The organism is Sodalis-like endosymbiont of Proechinophthirus fluctus (genome assembly GCF_001602625.1).
In the GTDB taxonomy this organism is placed as follows: Bacteria; Pseudomonadota; Gammaproteobacteria; order Enterobacterales; family Enterobacteriaceae.
In genome coordinates, this window is record NZ_LECR01000061.1 from 1 (window position 1) to 3,685 (window position 3,685).

Genomic DNA, 3,685 nt, shown 5'->3' on the forward strand with positions numbered 1-3,685 from the left:
TGCGCGGCTCGTCGGTCATCCGCGCACTGAGCGCCTCGCCTCTGGCGCTGCACGCGTTGAAAAACGACATCGCCGCCCGCGGATTGTCTGTTCATTTTTCTCCCAATATCGCAATAATCAGTTATAATGATTTCGTCAGGCTGACCGAAAAACAGCCGCAGCAGATGGCGTGGTAAGTCAGGGTAGGTTTGTATATTTCTTGACACTTTTTACCCGTCAGCCATAGAATCCCGCCTCTTCGTATTTTACCCCGAGGCATCACGAGGCAATTTATTACGTGTTTACGAATAAAAAACCTAGGAGCTTTATCGAATGGCAACGATTAACCAGCTGGTACGCAAACCGCGCTCCATGAAGGTTGCGAAGAGCAACGTTCCGGCGTTGGATGCCTGCCCGCAGAAGCGTGGCGTATGTACCCGCGTATATACCACTACCCCGAAAAAACCGAACTCCGCGCTGCGTAAAGTATGCCGTGTTCGTTTAACCAACGGATTTGAAGTCACCTCCTACATCGGCGGTGAAGGTCATAACCTGCAAGAGCACTCTGTGATCCTGATCCGCGGTGGTCGCGTAAAAGACCTGCCGGGTGTGCGTTACCACACCATTCGTGGTGCCCTTGACTGTTCCGGTGTTAAAGACCGCAAGCAGGGCCGCTCAAAGTACGGCGTGAAGAAGCCAAAGGCTTAATGCCTCTCCGTTAAGTTAAGGACAAACATTTTATTAACTCTGTCAAAGAACTTATTCAAGTTTTAGACAATCTTGAATTAATAACGGAGTATTTCCATGCCACGTCGTCGTGTCGTTGGTCAACGTAAAATCCTGCCGGATCCGAAGTTCGGGTCTGAGCTTTTGGCCAAATTTGTTAACATTCTAATGGTAGATGGAAAAAAATCTATCGCAGAAAAAATCGTCTATACCGCGCTGGAGACCCTAGCTAAGCGTTCGGGTAAAGGCCATCTAGAAGCTTTTGAAGTAGCACTGGACAACGTGCGTCCGACTGTCGAAGTCAAATCGCGCCGCGTCGGTGGTTCTACTTATCAGGTGCCAGTAGAAGTTCGTCCGGTTCGCCGCAATGCCCTAGCAATGCGTTGGATCGTTGAAGCTGCTCGTAAACGCGGTGACAAATCTATGGCTCTGCGCTTGGCGAACGAACTTTCCGATGCAGCAGAAAACAAAGGTACTGCTGTGAAGAAACGTGAAGATGTTCACCGTATGGCAGATGCTAACAAGGCGTTCGCCCACTACCGCTGGTAACCGTGCCGCAGTAGTTACGCTAACCTGGCGGACGCTCATGAACTGTCCCTGCCGGGGGACGGCTTGGAATGAACACCCAGTAATCGAGGATTCAAATGGCTCGCATAACACCCATCGCACGCTATCGTAATATCGGTATCAGCGCACACATCGACGCGGGTAAAACCACCACGACTGAACGTATTTTGTTCTATACGGGTGTGAACCACAAGATCGGTGAAGTTCATAATGGTGCAGCCACCATGGACTGGATGGTGCAGGAGCAGGAACGTGGTATCACCATAACGTCCGCCGCGACCACCTGTTTTTGGGCCGGCATGGCCAAACAGTTTGATTCGCACCGCATCAACATCATCGACACCCCGGGGCACGTTGACTTCACCATCGAAGTAGAACGTTCCATGCGTGTGCTCGATGGCGCTGTTATGGTCTACTGTGCGGTGGGCGGCGTTCAGCCGCAGTCTGAAACCGTATGGCGTCAAGCAAACAAGTATAAAGTGCCGCGTATCGCGTTCGTTAATAAAATGGACCGTATGGGAGCCAACTACCTGAGCGTGGTTGAGCAGCTGAAAACCCGTTTGGCCGCTAACCCGGTTCCGATTCAGCTAGCTATCGGCGCGGAAGAAAAATTCACCGGCGTCGTCGATCTGGTGAAAATGAAGGCTATCAACTGGAGCGAAGCGGACCAGGGCGTGACGTTCACTTATGAAGATATCCCTGCCGATTTGACCGATCTGGCTGACAAGTGGCACCAGCACCTGGTGGAATCTGCAGCTGAAGCGTCTGAAGAACTGATGGACAAATACCTGGACGGCGAAGAGCTGACCGAAGAAGATATCAAGACAGGTCTGCGCCAGCGTGTTCTAAACAACGAAATCATTTTGGTCACCTGTGGTTCCGCGTTCAAGAATAAAGGGGTGCAGGCGATGCTGGATGCGGTCATCGAGTATCTTCCGGCGCCGACCGACGTTGCTGCCATAAACGGCGTACTTGACGACGGCGAAAACCACGCTGAGCGTCATTCCAGCGATAATGAGCCGTTCTCGGCGCTCGCGTTCAAAATCGCAACCGACCCGTTCGTCGGCAACCTGACCTTCTTCCGTGTTTACTCAGGTGTCGTCAACTCCGGCGATACGGTGCTGAACTCGGTGAAGGACAAGCGTGAACGCTTCGGCCGTATCGTACAGATGCACGCTAACAAACGTGAGGAAATCAAAGAAGTGCACGCTGGCGATATCGCCGCGGCTATCGGCCTGAAAGACGTAACTACCGGGGATACCTTGTGTGATCCGTCCGCGCCCATCATCCTTGAGCGGATGGAATTCCCAGAACCGGTTATCTCTGTCGCAGTGGAACCAAAAACCAAAGCTGACCAGGAAAAAATGGGTCTTGCTCTGGGTCGTCTTGCGCAAGAAGACCCGTCGTTCCGCGTCTGGACAGATGAAGAGTCCGGTCAAACTATCGTCGCTGGTATGGGTGAGCTGCACCTTGAAATTCTCGTCGATCGTATGCGTCGCGAATTCAACGTAGAAGCCAACGTCGGTAAGCCGCAGGTAGCTTACCGTGAAACGATCAGATCCACCGTCGAACAGGAAGGTAAATTTGTTCGTCAGTCCGGTGGTCGCGGCCAGTTCGGCCACGTATGGCTGCGTATTGAACCGATGGAGCCGGGTGGCAAAGGCTACGAGTTCCTGAACGAAATCGTCGGCGGTGTGGTGCCCAAAGAATACGTTCTGGCGGTGGATAAAGGCGTTCAGGAACAGCTGAAGAGCGGTGTACTGGCCGGCTATCCGATCGTAGACGTCCGCGTTGCCGCCTTCGATGGTTCTTACCATGAAGTCGACTCCTCGGAAATGGCGTTTAAGATCGCCGCTTCCATAGCCTTCAAAGAAGCCTTCATGAAGGCGAAACCGGTGCTGCTGGAGCCTGTCATGAAGGTGGAGGTTGAAACGCCTGAAGATTACATGGGTGACGTGATTGGTGACTTGAATCGTCGCCGCGGTATGATTGACGGTATGGAAGACACCACGACCGGTAAAACCGTTTGTGCGCAGGTCCCCTTGTCTGAAATGTTCGGTTATGCTACTGATCTGCGTTCACAAACTCAGGGCCGTGCTTCTTACTCCATGGAGTTCCTGAAGTACAATGAAACACCGAACAACGTTGCTCAGGCCATTATCGAAACCCGTAGAGCCAAGTAAGATTTAAGGGTTACAATTAATATCCCGTGTCTCGCCCCCCGTTGGGGAGAGCAGTAAGAGTAAGGAATATAGCCATATGTCTAAAGAAAAGTTTCAACGCACAAAACCACACGTTAACGTCGGTACTATCGGCCACGTTGACCATGGTAAAACGACCCTGACCGCCGCTATCACTACAGTTCTGGCCAAAGCCTACGGCGGCAGCGCGCGTGCCTTTGATCAGATCGACA

5 protein-coding genes are annotated in these 3,685 nt (G+C 52.2%); all 5 read left to right on the top strand.

Features of this window, described 5'->3' with window-relative positions:
* Positions 1-17 precede the first annotated feature (17 nt).
* Entirely contained in the window at positions 18-176 is a 159-nt protein-coding gene (locus tag BG74_RS06450; RefSeq protein ID WP_256364239.1) for a DsrH/TusB family sulfur metabolism protein, read from the top strand.
* Positions 177-312: 136 nt separating this feature from the next.
* Positions 313-687 carry a 30S ribosomal protein S12 gene (rpsL, locus tag BG74_RS06455; RefSeq protein ID WP_066597372.1) on the top strand — a complete coding sequence of 125 codons (375 nt, stop codon included), beginning with the start codon at positions 313-315 and terminating at the stop codon, positions 685-687.
* A gap of 96 nt (positions 688-783) precedes the next feature.
* Complete coding sequence (rpsG, locus tag BG74_RS06460) at positions 784-1,254, top strand: 30S ribosomal protein S7 (protein ID WP_066597374.1); 471 nt, start codon at positions 784-786, stop codon at positions 1,252-1,254.
* 95 nt (positions 1,255-1,349) lie between these two features.
* Positions 1,350-3,455 carry an elongation factor G gene (gene fusA, locus BG74_RS06465; protein WP_066597375.1) on the top strand — a complete coding sequence of 702 codons (2,106 nt, stop codon included), beginning with the start codon at positions 1,350-1,352 and terminating at the stop codon, positions 3,453-3,455.
* Positions 3,456-3,531: 76 nt separating this feature from the next.
* On the top strand, positions 3,532-3,685 hold a 154-nt coding region (locus BG74_RS17500), incomplete at its 3' end, for a GTP-binding protein (protein WP_439895694.1).